The organism is Collimonas sp. GW821-FHT07E08 (assembly GCF_059418905.1).
Genome location: NZ_JBWKQR010000010.1, coordinates 82134 through 107322, shown reverse-complemented (window position 1 = coordinate 107322; position 25189 = coordinate 82134). Strand labels below are relative to the sequence as shown.

Below are 25189 nucleotides of genomic sequence, written 5' to 3'. Positions count from 1 at the left end.
CTAGGAGAAGACATGAATACGACCACCGATTTCTGGGACGCCAAGCAGTACATGCACTTCGGCAATGAACGCCTGCGTCCCGCCCTCGATCTGCTGGCGTATGTCCCCGAGCAGGAACCGCAGCGGGTAGTCGACCTCGGTTGCGGCACCGGCAACATCTCCGCCCTGTTAAAGGCGCGCTGGCCGGCAGCCGACGTGCTCGGCGTCGACAGCTCGGCCAACATGCTCGAAGCAGCCGCCGCCTCGGTGCCGGAATGCCGCTTCGAGCGCGCCGACCTGGCGCACTGGCAGCCGGAAGGATTGCTGGACGTGATTTACTCCAATGCGACGCTGCAGTGGCTGCCGGACCATCCCACCCTGTTTCCGCGTTTGCTGTCATTCCTGCGCAGCGGCTCCTGGCTGGCGGTGCAGATGCCGGCGATGCACGACGCGCCGCTGAGGAAAATGCAGCTGGAACTGGCCAGGTCGCCATCGTTTGCGCCTTACCTGCGCGGGGTGCCGCAACAGCCTTCGATCCTGAGCGCTGAAAACTATTACGACCTGCTGAGCTCCCGCACCGGCAAGCTGGATATCTGGGAAACCACTTACCTGCATACCTTGCGCGGCGCCGACGCTGTCGCCGAATGGGCTGCGGGCACCAGCTTGCGGCCTTACCTGGAGGCGCTGCCGGAAGACAAGCGCGCGCCCTTCCGCGCCGCCTATGCCGAGGCGATGCGGGACGCCTATCCGCAGCGCGAGAACGGCGTCACGCTGCTGCCGTTCAAGCGGCTTTTCATCGTCGCCAATGTTTGAGCCTCAATATAATATGCAATGACTACAGAAACCATCACCACCAGCCAGGACATGGCGCGCGCCGCGCCGTCCACCCGCGAACTGTTCTCCGGCTTCCTGATGCTGGGACTGATCGGCTTCGGCGGCGTGCTGCCGCTGGCGCGCCGCATGATCGTCGAGCAGCGCCGCTGGCTGACGCCGGCGCAGTTCACCGACATGCTTGGCCTGTGCCAGTTCCTGCCGGGCGGCAATATCATCAACCTGTCTGTCGCGATAGGCTTGCACTTCCGCGGCGTCGGCGGCGCCCTGGCTTCCCTGCTGGGACTGATCGCCGCGCCGTCGGCGATCGTGATTGCGCTTGGCGTGGTCTACCAGCATTTCCAGGACAATCCCTCGGTGCAGCACATGTTCGCCGGCCTGGCCGCGGCGGCTTCCGGGCTGCTGATCTCGATGGCGCTGAAAATGCTGGCGCCGATCTTGAAAAAGCCGCTGCCGCTGTTTATCGCCTGCCTGTTTTTTGTCTCGATCGCCCTGCTGCGCCTGCCTTTGCTGCCGACCATGCTGGTGCTGGCGCCGCTCAGCGTGATCGCTGCCTGGAAGCTGCCGTCATGACCGATACCCTGCTCGCCCTTGCAACGATTTTCAGCCAGCTGTCGCTGCTCGCTTTTGGCGGCGGCAACACCATCCTGCCGGAAATGCAGCGCCAGGTGGTCGACATCCACCACTGGATGTCGCCCCAGGATTTCAGCGCCATGTTCGCCCTGGCGCAAGCAGCGCCGGGGCCGAACATGATGGTGGTGACGCTGGTCGGCTGGCATGTCGCCGGCTGGCCTGGGGTACTGGTCACCAGCCTGGCGAAATTCGGCCCCTCGTCGCTGCTGACCGGCGTCGTCCTGCACCTGTGGCAGCGCTTCAAGGACCGCCCGTGGCGCGCCACGGTGCAAGCCGGGCTGGTGCCGATGACAGTCGGCCTGGTGGCTGCCAGCGCCGCCCTGATTACCGAGGCCTCGACCCACGCCTGGGGCCTGGCGCTGATCGCCGCGGCTTGCGCCTTTGCGACCTACAAGAGCAAGGTGCATCCGCTGTGGGTGCTGGCCGCCGGCGCGCTGCTAGGCTTGAGCGGGATTGGTCAGGTATAGTCGGTGCTGGACGGCTGCGGCCGCTTTTCACACTTGGCTTTTGTCTGACCAACTATGCAAATTTCCGGCATCCATCACGTCGCCGTCATCGCCTCCGACTACCAGCGCTCCAAGCGTTTTTATACCGAGCTGCTGGGCTTGGCCATCGTCGCCGAAACCTACCGCGAGCAGCGCGATTCCTACAAACTCGACCTGCGCACCCCGGACGGCGTACAGATAGAACTGTTTTCCTTCCCGTCGCCGCCGCCGCGCCCGAGCCGGCCGGAAGCCTGCGGCTTGCGCCACCTGGCGTTCCGGGTGCCCGACGTCGCCCTGGCGGCGCAGGAATTGCGCGGCCAGGGCGTCGCCGTGGAAGACATCCGTATCGATGAATTCACCGGCAAGCGCTTCACTTTTTTCGCCGACCCTGACGGTTTGCCGCTGGAGCTGTATGAGCACTGAGCAATTCGAGTAGCCGTTCTGACAAGCATGGCGGCGCTGGTCCTAAACCCGCCCACCTGTTAGACTTCCCTCCCTTTTAAGCTGGCGACAACCTCATCGTGAAAACCTCATCCTTCTCCACCCTCCCGCTGGCGCCGGCGTTACTCAGCAACCTGGATAGCCTTGGCTACCACGAAATGACCACCATCCAGGCGCAGAGCCTGCCGGTGATCCTCGAGCGGCGCGACCTGATCGCCCAGGCCAAGACCGGCAGCGGCAAGACCGCGGCCTTCGGCATCGGCATCCTGCACAAGCTCAATCCCAGCTATTTCGCGATCCAGGCGCTGGTGCTGTGTCCTACGCGCGAGCTGGCGGACCAGGTCGCCAAGGAACTGCGGCGGCTGGCGCGCTTCGCCGACAACGTCAAGATCCTGACCTTGTGCGGCGGCACGCCGATGGGCCCGCAGATAGGTTCGCTGGAACATGGCGCCCATATCATCGTCGGCACGCCGGGACGCATCCGCGACCATATCGGCCGCGGCAGCATCAACCTCGGCACCGTGCAGACGCTGGTGCTGGACGAAGCCGACCGCATGGTCGACATGGGCTTTTACGAAGAAATCTCAGGCATCGTCAGCGCCTGCCCGGCACGCCGCCAGACCCTGCTGTTTTCCGCGACCTATCCGGACGACATCCGCAAGGCCAGTACGGAATTCCTGCGCGATGCGGTCGAGGTCAAGGTAGAAGCACAGCACGATACCGGCCGCATCGAGCAGCGTTTTTACGAAGTTAGCTACGAGGGCCGCAATGCGGCCGTGGCGCAGCTGCTGAACCACTACAGGCCGGTCTCGACCATCGCCTTTTGCAACACCAAGATCCATTGCCGCGAACTGGCCGACGAGTTGCGCGCGCAGGGCTTCAGCGCGCTGGCGCTGTACGGCGAACTGGAGCAGCGCGAACGCGATGAAATCCTGGTGCGCTTCGCCAACCAGAGCTGCTCGGTGCTGGTCGCCACCGACGTTGCCGCCCGCGGCCTCGACATCCAGACCCTGGGCGCGGTGATCAACGTCGACGTTTCCAAGGACACTGAAGTCCATATCCACCGCGTCGGCCGCACCGGCCGCGGCCAGGACCGGGGACTGGCGCTGAGCTTGTGCGCGCCGAACGAAAAGAAATGGGTCAAGCTGATCGAGGACTACCAGCAAGGACCGGTCAGCTGGTTCGACCTCGATGCGCTGGAACCGGCCGAAGGCGAACCGCTCACCGCGCCCATGCTGACGCTATGCATCATGGGCGGCAAGAAAGACAAGCTGCGCCCGGGCGACCTGCTGGGCGCGCTGACCGGCGATGTCGGCCTGAGCAAGGAACAGGTCGGCAAGATCAGCGTGTTCGAATTCGTGACTTATGTGGCGCTGGATAAACGCATCGCCAAGCAGGCATTCGGCAAACTTAGCAACGGCAATATCAAGGGCAAGAACTTCAAGATGCGGTTCATTTAAATCCAGGCGCCGGCGGGTAGCATCAGAGATATAGACAAATCAACAATTATTTTTGTATGTTCACTCAAACCCCACGGCGGCAAAAGTGTGTTAAATTTCCCAATGGAAACTTTTTTGTGAGCGCGGAAATCCGAGGCCCGCGCCGCAACTGAAGCCAGAAAAGGCATACAGGTCGCGATTCCAAGTGCTAGCTGATGTGACGTTGCAATCCCGTTTCCCAAGCCGTTCCCTGTCGATGGCCTGAACGCGGTTTTGCGGCAGAAGAAAAGAATTTCCTTCCATGAAAAACACACATTTTTTACGGGAGTGCAGGTATGTTTAGTTGGCAAGAGCAGCAAATGCAATCTATGTTGGGCGCGAAATCCGCCCCCGTCCTTTTTAACGCCTTGTCCGGGGTCGCCAAGCAGCTCGGTTTTGACTACTGCGCTTACGACATGCGCTTGCCCTGGCCTGTAGCCGAACCCAAGGTCGTCAGCCTGAACAACTACCCGACGACCTGGCAGCAGCGCTACATGCAGCAGCGCTACGAAAAAATCGACCCCACCGTGGCGCATGGCAGGCATTCGAACCTGCCCATGGTCTGGTCCGACAAGCATGTCGCCAGCAACCGCTCGTTCTGGGAAGATGCGCGCTCGCATGGCCTGCACGCGGGCTGGGCGCAATCCTGCCATGACGCCAAAGGCATTTCCGGCCTGCTCAACCTGTCGCGTTCGGATGACAGCGTCTCGCACAAGGAATTGCGTGAAATCTCGCTCAGGCTGTCGTGGCTGGTGGGGGTTGCGCATGAGGGCCTGTCGCTGCTGCTGATCGAAAAACACATGCCGGAAGCCGCCACGCAGCTGACTTCGCGCGAAATCGAAGTGCTGCGCTGGACCGCCGACGGCAAGACGTCGGGCGAAGTCAGCGAGATCATGAACATCACCGACCGCACGGTGAATTTCCATATCTCGAATACCTTGAAAAAGCTCAACGCCACCAACAAGACCGCAGCGGCCATCAAGGCCGCGATGTTCGGTATCCTGTAACCGCTCCGGGCGCTTCCCCGGCGCCTGAATCCCGCGCAAACCCTGTCAATCCGGCCCTGGCCGGATTTTTTTTGCGCGCCCCTGCCTCACATGCCGCCATGTCCCACCTGTCAACCTTGACAGTTACGCCAAGCGCCCCATGCATTTCAAAATTAATTCACTAATTCTGACTAAGGACACCATTGATGAACGTTATTTCCGGGGCCGCCGCCGAGTTGTCAAGTGAACTATTTTCGAAAATCTCCAGCTACCGCCACAAGGTTTTTGTCGAAACCCTGCAATGGAAACTGGAGACCAAGGATGGCGCAGAACTGGATCAGTTTGACCATGCCGACACGATCTATGTGGTGGCGCAGGACAACCGCGGCGAAGTCAACGGCTGCGCCCGCCTGCTGCCGACCAACCAGCCCTATCTGCTGAGCGAAGTATTCCCGCAGCTGCTGAAAGGCGCCGCGCCGCCATGCACCACCGAAGTATGGGAACTGTCGCGCTTTGCCGCAGTCGATTTCAGCAAGAAAAACGAAACGCCGCTGGGACAGGTTTCTTCATCCAACGCCTACCAGCTGCTGCAAGCCTCGATCGACTGCGCCGCCCACCGCGGCGCCAAGCGCCTGATCACCGTTTCGCCGATAGGCATCGAGCGCTGGCTGCTGCGCGGCGGTTTTAAAGCGCACCGTTCGGGGCCGCCCATGCTGGTCGATGGCCATCGCATTTTTGCCTGCCTGATCGACGTCTAGGGCCTGTTAACATTTGATTTGGGAGTGCGAACGCGCGGCAGGCGTTGCGTGCCTAGGCGCGGCGACGCGACGTAGCGGTGCTACGGCAAGGAGCGGATGGCCGCCCCGAGCAACAACGGCATGCGACGCCTGCAGCCGTTCTGCGTTTTCCGGGTCTTGCGGTAACAACGGCGCCAGGAGCCAGGTGCACAATCAGGCCTCGCGGCAACGCTGCCGGCGGCGATTGACATGCGATGGAAACCTCCCTTATTGTGAATCACGATATCAACGCAATAAGGAAACAGCACAATGAGCATCTGGGGCAAAGCCAATCTATTGCGGGCGCGCGACGGCCATGAGGCCAAGGTGCTGTCGGTCGAGCTGTTCTTCGACCTGGTCTATGTCTTTGCAGTTACCCAGCTATCCCACCATCTGCTGGAAAACCTGACGCCCCTGGGAGCCATCCAGACCCTGGTCTTGTGGTTTGCGGTCTGGCTGGTCTGGCAATACACCTGCTGGGTGACCAACTGGTTCGACCCGGACGCCATGCCGATCCGGCTGCTGCTGTTCGCCATCATGCTGGTCGGCCTGGTGATGTCGGCGGTATTGCCGGATGCATTCGGCGAACGCGGCCTGGTTTTTGCGGTGTGCTACGCCAGCATGCAGATCGGCCGCACCCTGTTTGTGGTATTCCACCTGGGCCGCCACCATGCCCTGAGCAAGAATTTCCAGCGCATGCTTGGCTGGCTGTGCATCTCGGGCGCATTCTGGATTGCCGGTGGCCTGTCGCAAGGTTATTACCGGCTGCTGTTCTGGACGCTGGCGGTAGCCTGCGAATACCTGTCGCCGATGATCGGCCTGTGGCTGCCGGTGCTGGGCCGCTCGCGGACCCAGGAATGGACCATAGAAGGCGGCCACATGGCCGAGCGCTGCCAGCTGTTCGTGATCGTCGCGCTGGGCGAGTCGATCCTGGTGACCGGCGCCACCATCGGCCACATGGCGAACTGGGATGCGCCGACACTGATCGCTTTCCTGGTGGCTTTCGTTGGAAGCCTGGCGATGTGGTGGATCTACTTCGACACCAGCAGCCAGGCCGGCACCGAAGCCATCGTCGAATCCAAGGATCCGGGACGGATCGGCGCGTATTTCCATTACACCCATGTCCTCATCGTCGCCGGCGTAATCATCACCGCGGTCGGCAACGAGCTGGCGATCGCCCATCCGGCCGGCCACATAGAGACCAAATCGCTGGCGGTGCTGGTCGGCGGGCCGATGGCTTACCTGCTCGGCAACGGCATCTACAAGACCGTGGTCTACCGCCTGTTTCCGTTCTCGCATGTAATCGGACTGGCGCTGCTGGCGATACTGGTCCCGTTCGCGTATTACACCGACCAGCTGATGATTTCCGGCCTGACCACCGTGATACTGATCGTCGTCGCCATCCAGGAAAGCATTTCGCGGCGCCGCACGCGGCGCGCCGAATGAGGCAAGGGAACTAAGCCGGGCTGGCGACCCCGGTGCCAGCAGCGCCCGCAGCCCGCAGGCGCGCCACATCACGCGCCGGTGGCGAGCCGAACATGCGGTTGTATTCGCGGCTGAATTGCGAAGGACTTTCATAACCCACCAGGTGTCCTGCGGTGGCGGCATCGCCGACCTGGGTAAACAACAGCCGGCGCGCCTCCTGCAGCCTGAGCTGTTTCTGGTACTGCAACGGCGTCATCGCCGTCACCGCCTTGAAATGATGATGCAGCGAAGAAGAACTCATGTTCGCTTCGCGCGCCAGGTTTTCTATCCGCAGCGGCAGCCGGTAGTCGCGCTTGATCAGTTCGATCGCCTTGACCACGTGCTGCGACTGGCTGTCGGACATGGCGATCTGCTGCAGCATGCCGCCCTGCTCATCCTGCAGCAGCCGGTACAGGATTTCACGCATCGCCAGCGGCGCCAGCACCGGGATGTCCTGCGGCGTCGCCAGCAGCTGCATCAGGCGCAGCACCGCATCGAGCAGGCTGGAATTGGCCCTGCTGACAAACATGCCGCGCGCCGGCAGATCCGGCTTTCTTGCTCGTACCTCGCCGGCCATGATCATGTCGCCGATGTCCTTCGGATCAAGGTCCAGGCGCACGCACAGGTAAGGCAACTCCGGCGTGGCTTGCGTTACGTGGCCCATGACCGGCAGGTCGACCGACACCACCAGGTACTGGGCCGAATTGTAGACATAGACTTCGTCAGCCAGCATCGCCTGCTTCTGCCCTTGGGCAATGATGCACAGGGCCGGCTTATGCAAGCTGTGGGCAGGCGCCGAGGGTTGCGACAGCCGCATCAGGTTGAGCGGCGCTATCGCCGTCTGGTGCACGCCGTCGGCGCCGGTGTATTGCTCAATCAGGCGCGCCAGCTCGATTTGCTTGATCGACACCAGCGGGTCGGCGGCGGTCTCTTGGATTGATCCTGAATCTTTCATTTCCAGCCTCGTTTTCAGCATTTGCAGGGTTTGACCGAGTCTACTATTTTTCGATCTGGCGCGGCGGCGCCGGGCCGCACATCTGGAGGATCAGGCAAGAAGTCGCGACGAAGCGACTATCCCGGGCTGGTTCCCGGCCGCTACATTGATAAGCATGTCTGGCGCCGACGGCGCGGGACCTGACCACATCAAGGAGAAACACATGTCTGGAATCAAGGATAAGGTTGTCATCGTCACCGGCGCCAGCAGCGGCATCGGCGAAGCCACCGCCCGCATACTGGCGGCGCATGGCGCCCGGGTAGTGCTCGGCGCGCGCCGCACCGAACGCCTGGAAGTCCTGGCGGGATTGATCCGCACGGCTGGCGGCATAGCAGAATACCAAGCCCTGGATGTCACCAGACGCAGCCAGCTTGAGGATATCGTGGCGCTCGCCAAAAGCCGCTTCGGCCGGGTCGACGTCATCGTCAACAATGCCGGGGTGATGCGGCTGTCGACGCTGGACCGGCTGAAGGTGGACGAATGGGAACGCATGGTGGATGTCAACATCAAGGGCGTCCTGTACGGCATTGCCGCCGCCTTGCCCGTCATGCAAGCCCAGGGCAGCGGCCAGATCATCAACGTAGCTTCGGTCGGCGGCCACCGGGTGGTGCCCAGCGCGGCGGTATATTGCGCCACCAAGTTTGCGGTGCGGGCGATTTCCGACGGTTTGCGCCAGGAAGTCGACAACATCCGGGTGACGGTGATTTCGCCGGGAGTGACTGAATCGGAGCTGGCAGACAGCATCACCGACCCTGCCGCCAAGCTGGGAATGGAGGCTTACCGCAAGGTCTTCATTACGGCGGAGGCAGTCGCCCGCACCATCCTGTTTGCCATCGAACAGCCGGCGGACGTCGACCTCAGCGAGATCGTGGTGCGCCCGACGGCAAGTGCAGCCTAAGATCGTTGCGTGATGAAAAAAACAGGCCAGCCGGTCACGGCTGGCCTGTCCCACCCCCCTGAATCGAAAACTACGTGCGCCCTTCCCAAGGCACGTACTTGCGCTGCAGCCAGCGCAGGCCATATTCAAAACCGGAAGCAATCAGGGCGATCACCAGGATTCCCATGATGACGACATCGGTCACCAGGAATTGCGCCGCCGACTGGATCATGAAACCCAGCCCGCGCGTGGCCGCAATCAGCTCCGCCGCCACCAGGGTCGACCAGCCGACGCCCAGTCCGATGCGGATCCCGGTCAGCACGTCCGGCACCGCCGACGGCAGGATGACAAAACGGACCAGCTGCCAGCGCGACGCCCCCAGCGACTGCGCCGCCCGCAAGCGGTTCTGGTCGACGCGCCGCACCCCATGCAAGGTGGCGATCGCCAGCGGGGCGAAAATCGCCAGGTAGATCAGCAGCACCTTGGACAGTTCGCCGATGCCGAACCAGATCACGATCAGCGGCAAATAAGCCAAAGGCGGGATCGGCCGGTAAAACTCGATCAGCGGATCGAACACCGCGCGCGCACGGCTGCTCAGGCCGATCAGGATGCCCACCGGGATGGCGCTGGCGATGGCCAGCAGCAGCGCGGCGAATACCCGGGCGACGCTGGTGGCGGCATGCTGCCACAAGGTGGCGTCGACAAAACCGTCGAGCGCCACTGCCTTGAATTTGCCCAGCACCGCCAGCGGCGACGGCAGGAACAGCGGCGGCACCAGCGCCAGGGCGCTGGCCAGCCACCACAAACCCAGCAAACCCGCCACCGTCAGCAGAGTGATGCTGCGCTCTGAAATGACGCGCCGGGCCTTGGTTTTCGGAACTTCCTGGCGCCGCTGGGCAGCGCTTGCCGACACCTCAGGCTCCTGCGGCAACTCAAGTTCAAGCGGTGAAAACGTCACGGACAATTCGCTCATGCCGACACCTCCTCCAGCCCGGCGTCGTTGCGTACAGCCTGGCGCGGATGCAGCAGCTGCTCCAGGATTTCCTCCCGCATGCCGACGAAGCGCGGATCGGACTTGATGCTGCGCGCCGGTTCGCCGGCAGCGAAACGCGCCCCGAATTCAAGCTGGCGCACGCTCTCCACCCGCCCTGGCCGCGCCCGCAGCAGCACCAGGTCGGTCGCCAGGAACAAGGCTTCTTCCACGCTATGGGTAATCATGAAGATGCCTTTGCCGGAGGTTTTCCAGACTTGCAGCAGATGTTCTTGCATGTGTTCGCGCGTCAAGGCGTCGAGCGCTCCCAGCGGCTCGTCCAGCAACAGGAAACGCGGATCCACCGCCAGCGCGCGCGCCAGGCTGACGCGCTGGCGCATGCCGCCGGACAGTTCCCAGATGGCGGCGTCGGCGTAATCCTGCAGCCCGGTCAGCGCCAGGTATTCGCGCGCCTTGGCCTGGCGCTGCTGCAACGGCTGGCCGGCCAGGCGCAGCCCGAACGCCACATTTTCCTGCACCGTCTGCCATGGCAGCAAGGTATCGTTCTGGAACACCACGCCGCGCTCCGCGCCCGGCCCCGTGACCGGCACGCTGTCGAGGCTGACAGAACCCGAACTCGGCGCCAGGAACCCGGCGATCAGGTTGAGCAAGGTTGTCTTGCCGCAGCCGGATTCGCCGATCACCACGGTAAACCGGCCGTCATGCAGATCCAGCGACAGATCGTGCAAGACCGGCCGTACGGCGCCGGGGTAGCGCACCCCCACGGATTGCAGGCGGATCATGCCAACTCCTTATTGCAGCGCGGCTTGTTTGGCAAACGCCGGATTGACATAGGATTGGTAGTCCGGCAATACGCGTTCGACCTTCTTTTGCTCTTGCAGGAAACTGGAAGTCGCCGCCAGCGCCTTGACCGTCGAACCGCTCAGCAGCTGCTCCTGTTCGCTCAAGACAGGAAAGCCGCTGCCGGCCAGCAGCTCGGCGATGTCGCTCTGCTTGGCGGCGGTCAGGCGCGCGATTTTCTCGAACTGCGGCGAACCGGCTTTCCAGTCCGCGCCATGGCTGCGGTAATCGGCGTAGGCTTTGCCGGTGACCTTGACGAAGGCGGTCACGAAATCGGGATGCTTTTGCGCAAAATCCTTGCGCACGATCCAGGCGTCGAATGTCGGCGCGCCCCACTTGGCGACCTCAGCCGAATTGGTCAGGATCTTGCCGGATTCCTTGACCTTGCCCAGCGCCGGATCCCAGACATAGGCGGCGTCGATATCGCCGCGTTGCCATGCCGCGGTGATTTCCTGCGGCCGCAGGTTCAGGATCTGCACCTTGGAGGCAGGAATGCCCCAGTGCTTGAGCGCCGCCAGCAGGCTGTAGTGGGTGGTCGAAACGAACGGCACCGCGATCTTCTTGCCGGCCAGGTCCTGCGCCGTCTTGATGCCGCTGCCGTTACGCACCACCAGCGCTTCGGCCTGGCCGATCTGGGCCGCGACCAGGATGGTTTCTATCGGCAGTTCACGGCTTGCGGCTGCTGCCAGCGGGCTGCTGCCGACATAACCCACCTGGATGTCGCCGGACGCCACCGCAGTGATCACGTCGGCGCCGCTGTCGAATTTTTTCCAGTTGATTTTCCAGCCGCTGGCCTTTTCATACGCGCCGTCAGCCTGGGCCACTTTGGCTGGCTCGACCACCGTCTGGTAAGCAATATTGACTTCCTGTTCGGCGGCTCCGGCGCGGCCGGCCAGCACCGCGATGACGGAAGCAGCCGCCAAGGCTGGCAAACGTTTGAAAATATTGGCAATCATGCAAACCCTCGTTGTGATTGAATCGATCAATGGAATTGAATAGCCTGGCTGATGCAGCGCTAAGGCTCTGGCCCAAAGTTAATCGATTCAGGCAACTTGCAGAACGAAGCTTTTCGGCAATGCTTATATGGTTTTCGCCTGGCGCAGGCGGCCTAAAGAGATAACAAAGTATCCTTTTAAACAAATAAGATACTAAACTATCTTTTTCATATAAAGATACTATACTATCTTTATATCCATAAAAGATAGTTTATTAATCCCATGAAAACCTTGAACGAACTCTCTGCCATCCTGCGCCAAGCCAAGGACCGGCTGGCCTTGCCGGTCATTGCCATGAGCCGCGCCAGCGGGCTGACGACGGTAACGATACGCGGCGTCCTGGCCGGCAAGAACGACCCTCGCCTCAGCACCTTGATGACGATTGCCGATCAGCTGGGACTGGAACTGACGCTGCTGCCCAAGGCCGTGGCCTCTTCGATTGCCGCAAATGCGCCGGCCGAGGAAGAAGTGCAAAGCCTGGTGGCTGCGGCGCTGGCGCGGCAGGGAGCGCGCCAATGAACCTGAGCGCGCTGGATATCTTCGTGGCAGAGCGCCTGGTGGGCGTCCTGTTTCAGTACGGCGACATGGTGCGTTTCCAGGTCGACCCGGCCTACGCGCAAGACCCGCAGCGGCCAACCTTGTCGCTTTCCATGCGCGCCGCCACGCCGCAGCAGGACATGGCCTTGCTGCTCAACCCTCTGGCGGCGATGTTCAACTCGCCAGGCCAGATGCGGCTGCCCGCCTTCTTCCAGAACCTGTTGCCGGAAGGCGTATTGCGCAAGCAGATCGCGTTCGAGCGCAAATGCGCGGAAGACGACCATTTCGAGCTGCTGGCAGCCTGCGGCCGCGACTTGCCGGGCGCGGTCAAGGCCATCCCGACCAGGCTGACGCGGGCGACGATGACGCGGCTGGTGACGCAAGACAAGGAAGCCATCGAAGAAAGCGTGATTGCCGCGCCGCTGGTGGACGGCGTCTCGATCTCTGGCATGCAGCCAAAACTGGCCCTGATCCTGGAAGGCGGCAGGTATGTCAGCCGCACCCGCCACAAAGACGCTCACATCATCGGCAAGCTGCCCACCGCGCAATACGACCGCCTGCCGGAAGTCGAACACTTGTCGCTGCAGCTGGCGCAAGCCGCCGGCGTAACCGTATGCAGCGCCAGCCTGCAGCCGCTGGCCGCGATCATGGCCGAGCATCCGCATGCGGCGGAAGAGCATCAGCAATTCCTGGCCGTGCAGCGTTTCGACCGCGACCAGCCAGGCCGCCTCCATGTCGAAGATTTTTGCCAGATACTGGCGGTCGATCCTGACAAAAAATATACAGGCGCCAGCTACGCCGACATGGCGCTGGTGATGCAAGCCGTGCCGGGACTGGGCGAAGCTGCCTGCCATGAGCTGCTGCGCCGCATCGCCGTCAACGAACTGATCGGCAATTACGACGCCCACCTGAAAAATTTCGGCGTCCGCTACCTGGCCGACGGCAGCATCGAATTCTCGCCTGCTTATGACGTCGTGGCGTACAGCGTGTACCTGAACGGCAGCGGCCATGCCCTCAAGTTTGCCGACGGCCAGGCCAAGCGCTCATTCCTGTCGCCGCTTACCTTGCGCGCCTTCGCCAACCGCAGCGGCCTGCTGGAGCCGCCGCTGCGCCACGTTATCAGCGAGGTCTGCAAAAAAGCCCTGGCGGCGTGGCCGGACCTGATTGCCGCCAGCCAGTTGCTGCCGCACCAGAAAACCAGGCTGACCGACTACTTCATGGAGCGCGGCATCATCGCCGGCTTGCGCGCAAGACAGGCCAGGCAGAGCGCAAAAGCCGCAGCCGGTTAACGCCTGGCGCCATCGATGCAAAAAACGCCCGCCATGCGAAAAAATGGCCGGAATCCGCTAATATCACACCCTTCCCCCGTTTAAGGACAAGCAATGCCAGCAACCGCAGACCAAGCCCAGCCAGGAATCCTCGAAGCACTCGCGCCACTCGGCCGTTCACTCACGTTCCGCCTCGGCGGCCACAGTCCGCAAGCAGCGCTGGCACGGCTGCGCGAAGTTTTTGCGGCGGACTGGGGCGTGGTCGGACTGGGCGCACCCCTGGTCCAGGCGCTGGAGCAGCATGTCGGCGGCCTGCGCCCGTTTCCGGCGCTTGAAGGACAAGGCTGCGCGGCGCCGTCGACCCAGCAGGCCATGTGGATCCTGCTGCGCGGCAGCGACCGCAGCAGCCTGTTCGAGCGCACCGCGCAACTGGTCGAGCTGCTGGGCGACGGATTGGTGTTGGAAGACGCGCTGGATACTTTCCGCTATCGCGACGGCCGCGACCTGACCGGCTACGAAGACGGCACCGAGAATCCCAAGGCGGCGGCAGCCATCGCCGCCGCGCTGGTGGCGGACGGCGCGGGACGCCAAGGCTCAAGCTTTGTCGCGGTACAGCGCTGGATCCACGACCTGCCGCGTTTCCGCGGGTTCCCCGCCGCGCAGCGCGACGCCACCATCGGCCGCCAGATCGCCGACAACGAGGAAATCGAAGATGCGCCGGAATCGGCCCACGCCAAACGTACCGCACAGGAAAGTTTTACACCCGAGGCCTACATGGTGCGCCGCTCCATGCCATGGGACAACGGCTTGCAGCAAGGGACCGAGTTCATCGCCTACGGCGAATCCAGCGACCGCTTCGAAAACGTCCTGCGCCGCATGCTGGGCCATGAAGACGGCATCGTCGACGCCCTGTTCAGTTTTTCGCGCCCGGTCACCGGCGGCTACTACTGGTGTCCGCCGCTGCAGGACGGCCGCCTCGACCTGTCCAGCATCGGCATCTGAGCCGGCACCGGCATGACAACCATCCAGCTCTCCCTGCCTGCCGCGCGCGCACTGCAACTGGCGGCCCAGGGGTTGCTCAGTCCGGTGCGCAAGAAAGCCGCCAAGCAAGACGTGCTGGCCGCCATCCGGCAAATGGGTGTGCTGCAGATAGACACGATCCACGTGGTGGCGCGCAGCCCTTACCTGGTGCTGTGGAGCCGGCTCGGCAATTACCAGCAGTGCTGGCTGGACGAGTTGCTGGAGGAACGTCGGCTGTTCGAATACTGGGCGCATGAAGCCAGCTTCCTGCCGATCGAGGATTACGGCCTGTACCGGCACCGCATGATCGACCCCGGCTCCATGGGCTGGAAGTATTCGGCCAAATGGATGGAAGAGCATGGCGCCGCCATAGAGCTGCTGCTGCAGCATATCCGCCAGCACGGCCCGGTGCGTTCTGCCGATTTCAAGCGTACCGACGGCAAGGGCGGCGGCTGGTGGGAATGGAAACCGGAGAAGCGTTCGCTCGAAGTGCTGTTCACGGCCGGCCGCCTGATGATCGCCAAGCGCCACAATTTCCATCGCATCTACGATCTCGCCGAGCGCATCTTGCCGGATTGGGACGATGCCCGCATGCCGTCCATCGCGGAAACCCAGCGCGCCCTGCTGCTCAAGGCGGTGCAAGCGATGGGAATAGCAAAAGCCAGCTGGATCGGCGACTACTTCCGCACCGCCAAGAGCCGCCCCAGCCCCGATCCCGAGATCCTGGCCGACGACGGCAGCCTGCTGCGGGCCGCGGTGGACGGCTGGCAGCAGCCGCTGTACATCCATCCGGCGCACCGCGAACTGGCGCTGGCCGCCGCCGGCGGCTTGCTGAAACCCAGCGCCACCAGCCTGCTCTCGCCTTTCGATCCGCTGGTGTGGGACCGCAAGCGGGCGCTGGAACTGTTCGATTTCGATTACCGGCTTGAGTGTTACACGCCTGAAGCCAAGCGCAGCTACGGTTATTTCACGCTGCCTATCCTGCATCGCGGCGCGCTGGCGGGACGGCTGGACGCCAAGGCGCACCGCAGCCAGGGCGTGTTCCAGGTCAAGGCGCTGTACCTGGAGCCCGGCGTCCGCACCAGCCAGAGATTCGTGACCGAACTGGCGGCGACACTGCAGCGTTTTGCCGCCTGGCACGGCACGCCGCAGGTGGCCATCGACCAATGCACGCCACGTGCCTTGCGCGCCATGCTCAAGGCAGCGCTGGCTTAGGGCCTTGCTGCCGGCAAGCCTAGCCGGCGTTCAGCAGGTTCCTGTCGATACCTATGCCAAAAGCGCGTGGCCGCCCGATGCCGTAACCCTGGGCGAAATCGACGCCGATCTCGGTCAGCGTGCCGATAATCCGCTCATTGACGGCAAATTCGGCAATCGTCTGTTTCCCCATCAAATGGCCGATCTTGTTGATCGCCTCCACCATCGCATAATCGGTCGGGCTGTTCATCATGTCTTTGACAAAACCGCCGTCGATCTTGATGAAGTCGACCGGCAGGTTCTTCAGGTAGGCAAAGGAAGACATGCCGGCGCCGAAATCGTCCAGCGCAAAACGATAGCCTATGCTCCTCAGTTCCTGGATAAAGTGCGCCGCTTTGGCAAAATTGGCTATCGCGCTGGTCTCGGTAATCTCAAAGCAGATGATCTGCGGCGCGATGCCGTATTTGACGTGCTGTTCCTGCACAAAATTGAGGAAATTGCTGTCGCCTATGCTGGTGCCGGAAAGGTTGATGGCGCAGGTCTGGATTTCCCGGCCGCGCCCTTGCAGACGCATTTTGGCCAGGGTGGCGAATACCGTCGAGACCACCCAGCGATCGACGGCCGGCATCAGGTTGTAGCGTTCCGCGGCAGGAATGAACACCATCGGCAGCACCAGGTTGTCGTCCTTGTCCAGCATGCGCAGCAGTATCTCGAAATGCGCGCCGTGGCTGGGCGGCTTGCCCAACGCGGCGATTTCCTGCGAGAACAGGCAGAACCGCCCGTGCGTGAGCGCCTCGTTGATACGGGTAATCCACTCCATCTCGCCGTGCCGTATCGACAGCTCGCTATCGTCCAGCCGATACTCGTGCACCCGGTTGCGGCCTTTCTCCTTGGCCAGGTAGCAGGCGGCGTCGACCGCGCTCATGATCTGGCCCAGCGTATGCATTTCGCCCGCCAGGTTGATCAGGCCGATGCTGACGCCGATGGTGAACGGCTTGTTGGTCCACACGAACTGGAAGTCGGCAACGGTCTGCCGCAGTCCTTCGGCAATCCGCAGCGAGTGCTCGACCGGGCAATTCTCCAGCAACACGCCGAATTCATCGCCGCCCAGGCGCGCAATGGTGTCGGTATCGCGCAGGCGCTGTTTCAGCAAGACGCTGACCTGCCGGATCAGCTCGTCGCCGGCGGCATGGCCGCAGGTGTCGTTGACCACCTTGAACTGGTCCAGGTCCAGGTACAGCACCGCATGCTGGCGCTGCTGGTCGCGCGAGGTAATCATCGCCACCGTCAGGCGCCGTTCGAACTCGCGCCGGTTGATGAGCCCGGTCAGTTCGTCGTGGCTGGCCTGGTACGACAGCTGGGCCGCATATTCGCGGTCCTTGCTGACATCGTGCAGCACCAGCACCGTGCCGATGGTTTCGCCGCTCAGGTTGCGGATCGGCTCGGCCGACAGGTTAACCGCGACTTCGCTGCCGTCGTCGCAGACCAGCAGCAGATTGGAAGCCCTGTCGGCGGGCATGCTGTTGTCGAGGATCTGGGGAATCAGGTCGGGAATCCGGTTGCCAGAGCTTTCGCCCACCACATTGAGGATTTTTTCCAGCGGCAAGCCGCGCGCCGAGGCTAGCGTCCAGCGGGTCAGGATTTCCGCCGTCGGGTTCAGGTACTCGACCAGGCCGTCGGTGCTGAGCGTAATCACCGCCTCGCCGATCGACTCCAGCGTCACCTGGGCGCGCTCCTTGGCGGCATACAGCTGTTCTTCGGAGCGCTTGCGGGCGGTGATGTCGGTAAACGAACCGGCCATGCGCACCGGCTCCCCCGCGGCGTTGCTGGTCGATTGCGCGCACGAACGCACCCAGCGCAATTCTCCTCCCTTGGTGACAATCCGGAATTCGATGTCGCACGGCGAATTGTCATGCAAGTGCGAAGTCAGTTTGGCGCGTACCGCATCCAGGTCGGAAGGATAGATACAGTTAAGGAACTGCAGCGGGGTCGGCTCGTCGTCTTCCAGGGAATAACCCAGCAATTCCTTCAGGCGCGGCGAATAGTAGATATTGTCGGCCTCGATGTCCCAGTCCCACAGGCCGTCGTTGCTGCCCAGCATCGCCAGGTGCAGCCGCTCCTGGCTGACCTTCAGCGCTTCTTCGAACTGGTTGCTCTTGGTCAGGATATAGCGGGAAATCCAGCTGCCGAAAACCATCAGCCCGACAGCGATGACCAGCGTCGCAAGCAGCAGCAGGCGCTGGACCTGGCGCGACGATTCGCCTAGGCTGGCTGAAAAGCGCAATTCGAGGGGCGTCAATTCCGCATCTATCTCGCGGATGCGGGCAACGCTGGCGATCATTGCCTGTGGATCGGGGTTGCCGGCATTGATCGCCGCGTGCAGACGGCCGGCTTCCGTGCTCAGTTCCTCGATCAGCTTGTCGCCGACCTTCCAGTTCGCGACCGGTTCCCGCAGCAGGCTGAAATTCTTGAAGTTGCGGTACAGGCTGACGATGCCGTCAATGTCGTCGGGGTGATTGCCGCCGTCGAGGAAACCCTGGCGCACCACTTGCAGGTCGGGATCGGCTTTATCCAGTTCGTCCCTGGCGCGCCGGTCGCCGATCGGCACCGCCAGCGCCTTCAGCACCTTCTGGTAGTCGAGGTCGGCATGCGTCACCGTATACTGGTTCAGGTGGAATACCGCCTCCTTCTGCGCCTTCGACCACAAGCTCTCGCCGCCGACAAAGGCGCGCACCGAAGACAGGATATTCATGCTGAACGCCAGCAGCCCCACCATCAAGGCGACGATCGCCAGGAAAGGCAAGATCACCTTGACCCAGCGCATGCCGCCGTCCATGGTGAAAAATTTCTTCAATCGCTGCATCACAAAACCTCACTGATAAAAACAGCACAGTCAGAAAGCTTTAGCGGAATTGCAGGAAATTGCGAAAAACAACACTACTTGAAAGCGGGGCCCGAATGGCCCATCATACGACCAATAGTTTCCTATTGGCAAATTCATTGGCAACGGATAAAAAAAACAGATAAAACAATGCGCGGCTTGCAGCGGGAAAGCAGCCATGAACCGACCATCTGAAGGTATTGGGATAACCACGGTCGGGGCTCGCCGCAGGCCGGGAAATCGCGCCGCGGGCCCAGCGCAAAATTGTCTGAACGTTACCGATACCAGCCGTGCTACCATCGCCGCCTTGCTGTCTTTCTCTTGTCTTTTTTACTTGCCTCATCCATGACCCAGTCTTTGCTCGTCGATAACGCGGCCGCCAGCGATTTTTCTGCCCATCCAGACATTTTGCAGGGGCCGCTGCGGCCTGAGCTGATACGGGAGGAGGTACTGGCAGACCTGCTCGAAGCCACCGCCGCGCGCCTGCCGGACCAGGTCGCCATGGTGTTCGGCGAACGCCGGCTGACTTACCGGGAACTCAACCACTACGCAGACCTGGTCGCTGCGCGCCTGATCGCGGCGGGCGTCGGCCCGGGCCAGATCGTCGGCCTTTGGCTGCCGCGCGGAATCGACCTGCTGGTGATGCAGGCCGGCATTGCCAAGAGCGGGGCCGCCTGGCTGCCGCTGGACGCGGATACGCCGCCGGACCGGATCGCCGTCTGCCTGGAGGACGCGCAAGCGCCGGGCATCGTCAGCTGCCAGCAATTCGCGCCGCGCCTGGACCCGGGCCAATGCCAGGTCTGGACCGCCGAACAGCTGCTGGCGCCCTCCGAGGCGCCGCCGCTGCGGCGCCGGCACGTACGGAGCAGCGATCCGGCGTATGTCATCTACACCTCCGGTTCGACCGGCAAACCGAAGGGCATCGCCATCACCCAAGGCGCGATCTGTCATTTCCTGCGCAGTGAAAACGCGGTGCTGGGCGTTGCCGCCAGCGACCGCGTTTACCAGGGCTTTTCGGTAGCCTTCGACATGTCGTTCGAAGAAATCTGGATCAGCTACCTGGCCGGCGCCACGCTCTGGATCGCCCCCAAGGAACTCGCCTCGGATCCGGAAGCCTTGCCGCTCGCGCTGGCGGCACAGGGCGTTACCGTATTGCATGCGGTGCCGACCCTGCTGGCCCTGTTCAACCAGGATGTGCCAAACCTGCGCATCATCAACCTGGGCGGCGAAATGTGCCCCGAGGCGCTGGTCAGCCGCTGGGCCAAACCGGAATCCGGCCGCCATATCTTCAACACCTACGGTCCGACCGAAGCAACGGTATCGGCCAGCCTGGCTGAACTGCACGCCAACGAAGCGGTGACCATAGGCCGGCCCTTGCCCAATTACGGTTTGCTGGTGATTAAGGTGGTAACTGAGCCGGCGCTGGAAAACGGCTTGCTCTTGCTGCCGCGCGGCGAAGTCGGCGAATTGTGCATTACCGGCCCCGGCGTTGCCAAAGGCTATCTGGGGCGCCCGGAACTGACCGCCGAGAAATTCCTGGCCAATCCCTGGGCCAGCGGCGAACATGACCGCCGCCTGTACCGCACCGGCGACCTGGCCCGGATCGAGGCCGACGGCCGGGTCCAATGCCTGGGCCGCACCGACGACCAGGTAAAGATCCGCGGCTTCCGCGTCGAATTGGGTGAAATCGAAGAAGTATTGGCGCGCCAGCCGGGAGTCGGCACGGTGGCGGTGATATTGCGCCAGGAAGACGGCATCGACCAGCTGATCGCCTTCATCGTCGCCGAAAGCGGCACGGAAATCGTTCCGGCGACGCTGCGCAGCGCGCTGGCCGAACGGCTGCCGCCCTATATGGTGCCGGGCTTCTTCGAAGCGATGCAGGAGATGCCGCGCCTGACATCCGGCAAGATCGACCGCAAGGCGCTGAAAGCCCGGCCGCTGGCGGCGATCAGCGCCGGCGGCCTTGATTCCGACGTCCCTGAAACGCCGGCCGAAGTCGCCTTGTTCACGGCGCTTAACAAACTGTTCCCCGGCCAGCCTATCCAGCGCAGCGCCGATTTCTTCAACGATCTCGGCGGCCATTCGCTGTTCGCGGCAAAACTTGCCTCCGCCCTGCGCGCCAATCCCGATTTTGCCCACGTGACGGTGCGCGACATTTACATGAACCGTACCGTAGGGCGCATCGCCCAGGTGCTGGCCGTGGCGCCGGCGGCCGGCATCGAGGTCGACACCAGCTGGAGCCCACCGTCGGACCTCAAGCGCTGGCTGTGCGGCGCTGCGCAGGCTGCCGCCGTGCCGTGGCTGGTGGCTATGCGCATGATGCAATGGCTGGCGCCGTTTTTCACTTATCACTTTTTCACCGGCGATCCGGGCGATTCGATTGCCCTCGCAATCGTGGTGTCGGTGGGCGTGTTCCTGCTGGCCACCCTGTTTGAGTTCGCCATCGCGATCGCCGCCAAATGGCTGATCGCGGGACGCCTGAAAGCAGGCCGCTATCCGCTCTGGGGCCTGACCTATTACCGCTGGTGGCTGGCGGACCGCCTGATCGAGGCGGCGCCGGCCTACCTGCTGAGCGGCTCGACCTTGTACAGCTGGTGGCTGCGGGCGCTGGGTGCGCGCATCGGCTCGGAAGTCATCATCGGCTCCATGACCTTGCGCGCGCACGACCTGCTTACCATAGAGGACGGCGTGAGCATCGGCAATGCCGTCAACTTTGAAAACGCCCGCGTCGAACATGGCGAGCTGTGGCTGGGGCCGATCACGCTGCAGCGTGAAAGCTGCATCGGTTCCTATGTCGTCATGGAAGGCAACACGAACGTCGGCGCCTTCGGCCATGTGGAGGGCCAAAGCGCCATCAGCGAAGGCCAGGCGGTGCCGGCCGGCCGCATCTGGACCGGCTCGCCGGCGCGCGATGCGGGCGCTTTCGACCAGGCATCCAAACCGCCGCGGCCGCCGGTTACGCGCAGGCGCCAGCTGGGCGAGTCGGTATTTTTCCTGTTCGGCGCCTTCCTGATCACCACCCTGTTCTTCATGCCGGTGTTCCCCAGCTTCATCCTGATCGACTGGCTCGACGATACCGATCGTTTCCCTTGGCTGCAAAGCAACGGCAATGTGCCGTTCCAGCTATCCAAATATTTCGTCATGGCGTTCCCCGCTACTGCGGTGCTGATCGTGTGCACCGCCCTGCTCTCGGCCGGCATCCGCTGGAGCCTGCTGCCGCGCATGCGGGCCGGCAGCTGGCCGGTGCGCAGCAATGTCTATTGCAGCAAATGGCTGGTCAACCAGATCCAGGAATCCAGCCTGAGCGTCTTGCACGGCGTCTACGCCACTGTCTACGCGCCCTACTGGTACCGCCTGCTGGGCGCAAAGGTAGGCCGCCATGCCGAGATTTCGACAGCGCTGGGCGTGGTGCCTGACATGCTGACCCTGGGCGACGATACCTTTATCGCCGACGCCGTATTGCTCGGCGACGAACAGATCGACGGCGGCTGGATGACCATGAAACCGACCGTGATCTCGCGCCGCAGCTTCGTCGGCAACGGCGCTTATGTGCCAGACGGCAGCATCTTGCCGGAAAACGTCTTGATCGGCGTCCATTCGCGTACGCCAGACAACGACCGCATGCGCCCGGGCGACACCTGGCTCGGTTCGCCGCCGATCAACCTGCCGGCGCGCGAGCAGACCAGCGGTTTCCCGGAACACCTGACGTTCCGTCCATCGCGCCGGCGCCGCCTGGGCCGTTCGCTGGTGGAAGGCTTCCGCATCGTTTCGCCGCATGCGATCGTGATCGCGGTCGGCTATACCGTGGTGCTGAACCTGATGCCGCTGGCCGGCGCCGGCCAATGGGGCGAGGTGATTTCCTTGCTCACCAGCGCCGGCCTGCTGTACGGCATCGGAACCTTCATCTTCATCGCCGCCCTCAAGTGGCTGCTGATCGGGCGCTACAAGAAATGCAGCGTGCCCATGTGGACGCGGTTCGTCTGGCTGTCGGAGGGTGTCACCAACCTGTATGAAGGGATCGCGATACCCAACTTCATGAATTACCTGCGCGGCACGCCGTGGCTGCCGCTGGCCTTGAACCTGCTGGGCTGCCATATCGGGCGCGGGGTTTACATGAATACCACCGACATCACCGAGTTCGACTGCGTCACCATCGGCGACTACAGCGAACTGAACGCCCAGGCTTGTCCGCAGACCCACCTGTTCGAAGACCGGGTCATGAAGATCGACCATGTCCACATCGGCAGCCGGGTCTACATGGGGCCGCGCAGCTTTGTGCTGTATAGCGCGACGGTCAACGACAATGCCAAGCTGGGCGCGCTGACGCTGGTGATGAAAGGCGAATCGATCCCGGCGGGCACCAACTGGCGCGGCTGCCCGGCGGCGCCGGCAAAAAACTGAAAGGCGGCTGGGTTTCATCGTTGGCAGCCGCGGCCAGGAGACTTATCAGCCTGGCCGCATTTTCTGCTGCCGACGCCGGATGGAACCAGGCAAAAATTGGGCCAGAAAAGAAAAAAACCGCATAAACATTGATGTTTATGCGGTTTCTCTTTACTTCCAACACCAGTTGCCTGGTGCCCACGGAGGGACTCGAACCCCCACACCTTGCGGCACATGGACCTGAACCATGCGCGTCTACCAATTCCGCCACGTGGGCCGTAATGCGAAGCCCCGTAAGACTCACTGCAATTCCGAAGACAGAATAATACGTGCATTTGATAGCTGCGGTCAATCGGAGTTTGCGATTTTTATGCAATTATTTACTGCCCTTCATAGACGACGCCCCAAATCGGCGCCAGATCAACGCTGCAACATCCATTCATGGGCCGGATCGTTCTTGAAATGCCATTCGCGCCTGGGACCTGCCATCACGTTCAGGTAATAGCTGTCGTAGCCGTGCGGCGCCACTACCGGGTGATATCCGCGCGGCACCATGACCACATCGTGGTTTTCCACCGCCATCGATTCATCCAGCGAACGATCGTCGGTGTACACGCGCTGGAACGCAAAACCCTGCGGCGGATTGAGGCGGTGGTAATAGGTCTCTTCAAGCGAACTCTCTTGCGGCAGGTTGTCGGTATCGTGCTTGTGCGGCGGGTAACTTGAAGAATGGCCGCCGGGCGTCACGACTTCCACCACCAGCAAGTGATCGGCCGGTTCGGTCTGCGGCAGGATGTCGCAGACGTAACGGGTATTGCTGCCCTGCCCGCGCACCGAACGCTTGGCCATGCCGGGTTCGATCAGGCGCGCTGCCAGGCTGCCATGGCCGGGGGCGCTGCAAACCGCAATCTCGGCATCGCCATGGGCGCTGATGGTGACCGCATGGCTGTGCGGCACGTACACGGCATACGGCGAACTTTGGTCAAACACGCTTTGCCGTTCGCCGATTTCTTTCCATGCGTGGTCGCCGGCCTGCACGCTGACCACGCCGCGCAGCACCACGATGCATACCTCGCGCTCGGCGGTATCGAAGCGGATCCGTTCAGCAGCCGCCAGGCGATAGGCGGCAAAGCCGACAAAACGCCAGTTGGCCGATTGCGGCGTGACGCTGACGATTTCCCGCCCTTGCGCCTGGCCTTTGACAAGCAAGCTCATGCTGCCTCCCTCTCGTTGCCGATGGCTTGCACCAGCTCGGCCAGATGGCGGTAGCCCATTTCGGCATATTGATAGCTCGGGGCGACGGCTGGATCCTGCTCCGCCTCGACCACCAGCCAGCCGGCGTAGCCATGGCGATGCAGCAGGCGCAGCAGGCCGCCGAAATCGATGGCGCCATCGCCCGGCACCGTAAACGCGCCGTTGATCACGGCCTGCAGGAAACTCCAGTTGCCGTTGCGCGCCATCTTCACCACTGCCGGCCGCACATCCTTGCAGTGGACGTGGCAGACGCGCTTGGGACAAGTTTCCAGCAGCTGCTCCAGCACTTGCACGGGGTCGCCGCCGGCAAAGGTGATATGGCCGCTGTCGAACAGCAGGCCGACTTCGTCGCCGGTCAGCGCCATCAGGCGTTCGACATCGGCTGGCGTTTCGACGTAAGCGCCCATGTGATGGTGGTAGGCCAGGCGCACGCCGTGCGACAAGGTAAAGCGCGCAAACGCCGTCAGCCGTTCAGCGTATTGCTGCCACTCCGGGTCGGTCAGGAAACGCGGCCGCTTGTACAGGGGATCCGGCCGGCCCTGGATGGCGTTGGCGACTTCGCCGTACACCATGACCTTGGAGCCGTTTTCCGCCAGCAGCCGCAGGTGCGGGCCGACGGCGGCGATTTCATCCTCGACCGAGCCGGTCGCCAGGCGTCCGGAATACCAGCCCGAAATGCATTCCAGCCGGTATTTGCCGAGCACGGCCGCCAGCGCCGCCGGCTCCTTGGGAAACTTGTTGCCCAGCTCGAAGCCGCGATAACCGATCTGGGCGCCTTCCGCCAGCGCCGTTTCCAACGGCGTCTCGCCGCCCAGCGACGGCAGGTCGTCGTTCATCCAGGAAATCGGGTTGATGCCGATCTTTACGTTAAATGTCATGGTTTCT

The 25189-nt window shown here is 62.6% G+C and carries 21 protein-coding genes and 1 tRNA gene; 14 read left to right on the top strand and 8 right to left on the bottom strand.

The window, feature by feature from the left end:
* Nucleotides 1-12: 12 nt before the first annotated feature.
* The 8 genes from AC07RZ_RS14595 to AC07RZ_RS14560 all read left to right on the top strand — a co-directional run bounded on the left by AC07RZ_RS14595 (nt 13) and on the right by AC07RZ_RS14560 (nt 7055).
* Nucleotides 13-792, top strand: a complete 780-nt coding sequence (locus AC07RZ_RS14595) for a methyltransferase domain-containing protein (protein ID WP_494668443.1) — start codon at nt 13-15, stop codon at nt 790-792.
* An 18-nt stretch (nt 793-810) separates the two neighbouring features.
* Nucleotides 811-1383 carry a chromate transporter gene (locus tag AC07RZ_RS14590; protein WP_494668442.1) on the top strand — a complete coding sequence of 191 codons (573 nt, stop codon included), beginning with the start codon at nt 811-813 and terminating at the stop codon, nt 1381-1383.
* Entirely contained in the window at nt 1380-1910 is a 531-nt protein-coding gene (locus tag AC07RZ_RS14585; RefSeq protein WP_494668441.1) for a chromate transporter, read from the top strand. Before AC07RZ_RS14590 ends, AC07RZ_RS14585 begins: the two co-directional genes overlap by 4 nt.
* 54 nt (nt 1911-1964) lie before the next feature.
* Nucleotides 1965-2351, top strand: coding sequence for an SMU1112c/YaeR family gloxylase I-like metalloprotein (gene gloA2 / locus AC07RZ_RS14580; RefSeq protein WP_494668440.1), 387 nt, complete (start codon nt 1965-1967; stop codon nt 2349-2351).
* A 98-nt stretch (nt 2352-2449) separates the two neighbouring features.
* Nucleotides 2450-3829 carry an ATP-dependent RNA helicase DbpA gene (dbpA, locus tag AC07RZ_RS14575; RefSeq protein WP_494668439.1) on the top strand — a complete coding sequence of 460 codons (1380 nt, stop codon included), beginning with the start codon at nt 2450-2452 and terminating at the stop codon, nt 3827-3829.
* Between the two features lie 338 nt (nt 3830-4167).
* Complete coding sequence (locus tag AC07RZ_RS14570) at nt 4168-4854, top strand: autoinducer binding domain-containing protein (RefSeq protein ID WP_494668438.1); 687 nt, start codon at nt 4168-4170, stop codon at nt 4852-4854.
* A gap of 185 nt (nt 4855-5039) precedes the next feature.
* Complete coding sequence (locus AC07RZ_RS14565) at nt 5040-5591, top strand: acyl-homoserine-lactone synthase (protein ID WP_092392497.1); 552 nt, start codon at nt 5040-5042, stop codon at nt 5589-5591.
* 288 nt (nt 5592-5879) lie between these two features.
* Nucleotides 5880-7055, top strand: a complete 1176-nt coding sequence (locus tag AC07RZ_RS14560; RefSeq protein ID WP_494668437.1) for a low temperature requirement protein A — start codon at nt 5880-5882, stop codon at nt 7053-7055.
* Between the two features lie 10 nt (nt 7056-7065).
* Here AC07RZ_RS14560 and AC07RZ_RS14555 read toward each other — a convergent pair whose 3' ends face one another.
* A complete protein-coding gene (locus AC07RZ_RS14555; RefSeq protein WP_494668436.1) occupies nt 7066-8028 on the bottom strand; it encodes an AraC family transcriptional regulator in 963 nt (320 codons plus the stop codon).
* A 202-nt stretch (nt 8029-8230) separates the two neighbouring features.
* Here AC07RZ_RS14555 and AC07RZ_RS14550 point away from each other — a divergent pair, with 202 nt between their 5' ends.
* Nucleotides 8231-8965 carry an SDR family oxidoreductase gene (locus tag AC07RZ_RS14550; protein ID WP_494668435.1) on the top strand — a complete coding sequence of 245 codons (735 nt, stop codon included), beginning with the start codon at nt 8231-8233 and terminating at the stop codon, nt 8963-8965.
* A gap of 70 nt (nt 8966-9035) precedes the next feature.
* Here AC07RZ_RS14550 and tauC read toward each other — a convergent pair whose 3' ends face one another.
* The 3 genes from tauC to tauA are packed head-to-tail and all read right to left on the bottom strand — an operon-like array spanning nt 9036 to nt 11731.
* Entirely contained in the window at nt 9036-9917 is an 882-nt protein-coding gene (tauC, locus tag AC07RZ_RS14545) for a taurine ABC transporter permease TauC (RefSeq protein ID WP_494668434.1), read from the bottom strand.
* A complete protein-coding gene (locus AC07RZ_RS14540; protein WP_494668433.1) occupies nt 9914-10717 on the bottom strand; it encodes a taurine ABC transporter ATP-binding protein in 804 nt (267 codons plus the stop codon). The genes tauC and AC07RZ_RS14540 overlap by 4 nt, the downstream gene beginning before the upstream one ends.
* Before the next feature lie 9 nt (nt 10718-10726).
* Complete coding sequence (gene tauA / locus AC07RZ_RS14535; protein ID WP_494668432.1) at nt 10727-11731, bottom strand: taurine ABC transporter substrate-binding protein; 1005 nt, start codon at nt 11729-11731, stop codon at nt 10727-10729.
* Nucleotides 11732-12001: 270 nt separating this feature from the next.
* Here tauA and AC07RZ_RS14530 point away from each other — a divergent pair, with 270 nt between their 5' ends.
* From AC07RZ_RS14530 to AC07RZ_RS14515, 4 genes are all read left to right on the top strand, one after another.
* On the top strand, nt 12002-12289 hold the full coding sequence (locus AC07RZ_RS14530; protein ID WP_494668431.1) for a helix-turn-helix domain-containing protein: 288 nt from the start codon (nt 12002-12004) through the stop codon (nt 12287-12289).
* The gene (locus AC07RZ_RS14525; RefSeq protein WP_494668430.1) at nt 12286-13596 is read left to right on the top strand and encodes a type II toxin-antitoxin system HipA family toxin; all 1311 of its coding nucleotides are present in this window, start codon (nt 12286-12288) and stop codon (nt 13594-13596) included. The genes AC07RZ_RS14530 and AC07RZ_RS14525 overlap by 4 nt, the downstream gene beginning before the upstream one ends.
* Nucleotides 13597-13689: 93 nt before the next feature.
* Nucleotides 13690-14577 (top strand): Dyp-type peroxidase, encoded by an 888-nt coding sequence (locus AC07RZ_RS14520; RefSeq protein ID WP_494668429.1) that lies wholly within the window; start codon nt 13690-13692, stop codon nt 14575-14577.
* Between the two features lie 12 nt (nt 14578-14589).
* Complete coding sequence (locus AC07RZ_RS14515; RefSeq protein ID WP_494668428.1) at nt 14590-15810, top strand: winged helix-turn-helix domain-containing protein; 1221 nt, start codon at nt 14590-14592, stop codon at nt 15808-15810.
* Between the two features lie 19 nt (nt 15811-15829).
* On the opposite strand, the gene AC07RZ_RS14510 is transcribed toward AC07RZ_RS14515, so the two are convergent.
* Nucleotides 15830-18652 (bottom strand): EAL domain-containing protein, encoded by a 2823-nt coding sequence (locus tag AC07RZ_RS14510; RefSeq protein ID WP_494668427.1) that lies wholly within the window; start codon nt 18650-18652, stop codon nt 15830-15832.
* A 363-nt stretch (nt 18653-19015) separates the two neighbouring features.
* On the opposite strand from AC07RZ_RS14510, the gene AC07RZ_RS14505 reads away from it, so the two are divergent.
* Nucleotides 19016-23071 carry a Pls/PosA family non-ribosomal peptide synthetase gene (locus AC07RZ_RS14505; RefSeq protein WP_494668426.1) on the top strand — a complete coding sequence of 1352 codons (4056 nt, stop codon included), beginning with the start codon at nt 19016-19018 and terminating at the stop codon, nt 23069-23071.
* Between the two features lie 171 nt (nt 23072-23242).
* On the opposite strand, the gene AC07RZ_RS14500 is transcribed toward AC07RZ_RS14505, so the two are convergent.
* From AC07RZ_RS14500 to iolE, 3 genes are all read right to left on the bottom strand, one after another.
* Nucleotides 23243-23327, bottom strand: a tRNA-Leu gene (locus tag AC07RZ_RS14500).
* 143 nt (nt 23328-23470) lie between these two features.
* A complete protein-coding gene (gene iolB, locus AC07RZ_RS14495; RefSeq protein ID WP_092392472.1) occupies nt 23471-24265 on the bottom strand; it encodes a 5-deoxy-glucuronate isomerase in 795 nt (264 codons plus the stop codon).
* The gene (gene iolE, locus AC07RZ_RS14490; protein WP_494668425.1) at nt 24262-25182 is read right to left on the bottom strand and encodes a myo-inosose-2 dehydratase; all 921 of its coding nucleotides are present in this window, start codon (nt 25180-25182) and stop codon (nt 24262-24264) included. Before iolE ends, iolB begins: the two co-directional genes overlap by 4 nt.
* Nucleotides 25183-25189 lie beyond the last annotated feature (7 nt).